Here is a 1,786-nt window from a genome sequence, read left to right on the forward strand (position 1 = left end):
TAGAGCTTTTTTATAATCCATTATAGAAATACCTTGGTTTCTTACCAATATACAGAAGTTTGCAAGGGTTTTCAAACCCCCATATTTTTAATTAAGTCGAATAAGCCAATCTTTTTCTATTTTTGTTAGATTAATATTTGATGCGAACAGACTTGTTGACAACAATAAAAGGGCAAATAATTTAATAATAATGTTCAATTTTTTCCTGTTATAAGATTCAAAAAGCCTCTTATTTAGAGGCCTCCTATCATTTTAATAAGTTCTTCTGGTCTGTTAGAATTTTTTATAGCGTTCTCTTTTGTAATAGTTCTCTTTTGAAGTAATTCTATTAGTTCTTGAGTCTGTGTTGTCATATTTGTTTCTTTTTGATTTAGTTGCATTTGAGAGTAAATCTGATGAACCTTATCTTCGCGTATTTGATTTTGAATTGCAGGATTTGTTATTAGGATCTCTTGTGTTGCAACCTTGCCTCCACCAACTCTTGGAATAAGTGTTTGAGAGATAACAGAGACAAGAGAAGAGGCTAACTGTGCTCTAACTTGCGCTTGTGCTTCACCATCAAAAACATCAATAATACGGTTAATTGTACCAGGTGCTGAATTGGTGTGAAGTGTTCCAAATACTAAGTGACCAGTCTCAGCTGCTGTAAGAGCTGCTCCGATAGTTTCAGCATCTCTCATCTCCCCGATTAAAATTATGTCAGGGTCTTGTCTTAGTGCATGTTTTAATGCTGCTGCAAAAGATGCAGTATCGTTTCCAACATCTCTTTGTGAAAATAGAGATTTTATGTTTTTATGAACAAACTCAACTGGATCTTCAACAGTAATAATATGTCTTCTTTCTGTTAGGTTAATTTCATGAAGCATAGATGCAAGAGTAGTTGATTTACCACTACCTGTTGGACCGGTTACAAGGATAAGTCCTTTTTCTTTTTTTATAAGTTCTTTGAAGATAGAAGGATTGTCATATTCATCAAGAGTAGGGATATCTATAGGGATCATACGAAAAGCACAAGCTATTCCGCCAATAGTTCTATAATAATTTGCACGAAAACGTCCAATATTTGTAAGCTCAAATGAGAAGTCTAGTTCATTTTTATCTTCAAATATTTTCTTTTGCTTGTCTTCTATGAGTGAATATGCCATCTCTTCAATGTCTTTTGCGCTTAAGACAGCTAGATTAAGGGGACGAAGTTCTTTATCTATTCTAATTTGAGGTTCACTTCCTACAACTAGATGCAAGTCACTTGAGCCATAGGCTAAAACACTCTTTAGTAGTTTTTTAATATCAACTACTTTTTTTATTTCCTCAACTACTTCACTCATAATTGACTCCTATAGTTTTTACTCGATTATTTTTGGAACTATAAAGAAATGATCACCACTTAGAGGTGCATTCTTAAGTATTTCATCATTCACACTTCTATCGCAAGATGGAATGTCTTCTCTAGTAAAAGTACCCTTGTCACTCATAGCAAAATTGTCATCAACACCATCAGTGTTTAGTTCACTTATGTTATCAACAAAGCTAACAATTTCAGATAATTGATTGATTATTTCTTCTCTTTTATCGTCTGAAACTTTTAAGAAAGATAGTTTTTCTAATTTAGTTAATAATGCGTCATCTACTTGCATATATATCCTATATCTATTATTTTATATGATTGTAACAAAAAAAATCTATGTGTTTGATGAAACTTTAACAAATTATGCGATATTATTTTAAACTTTTTGAAAATTATATAGTAAGTAAGGAATATTTTTGAGTATTAAAAATGATATAGAGA

General features: G+C 31.7%; 2 protein-coding genes. Both read right to left on the minus strand.

Annotation, left to right across the window (positions count from 1 at the left end):
• Positions 1-233: 233 nt before the first annotated feature.
• A complete protein-coding gene (locus QZZ48_RS15660; RefSeq protein ID WP_294967188.1) occupies positions 234-1,325 on the minus strand; it encodes a type IV pilus twitching motility protein PilT in 1,092 nt (363 codons plus the stop codon).
• A gap of 18 nt (positions 1,326-1,343) precedes the next feature.
• Positions 1,344-1,634, minus strand: coding sequence for an Asp-tRNA(Asn)/Glu-tRNA(Gln) amidotransferase subunit GatC (gene gatC / locus QZZ48_RS15665; RefSeq protein ID WP_294967189.1), 291 nt, complete (start codon positions 1,632-1,634; stop codon positions 1,344-1,346).
• Positions 1,635-1,786: the final 152 nt, after the last annotated feature.

The organism is Sulfurimonas sp. (assembly GCF_016744025.1).
In the GTDB taxonomy this organism is placed as follows: Bacteria; Campylobacterota; Campylobacteria; order Campylobacterales; family Sulfurimonadaceae; genus Sulfurimonas.

Excerpts from the sequence above, each read along its gene's own strand:
- gatC (WP_294967189.1), bottom strand. The coding sequence starts at position 1,634 with ATGCAAGTAGATGACGCATTATTAACTAAATTAGAAAAACTATCTTTC.
- QZZ48_RS15660 (WP_294967188.1), bottom strand. The coding sequence starts at position 1,325 with ATGAGTGAAGTAGTTGAGGAAATAAAAAAAGTAGTTGATATTAAAAAA.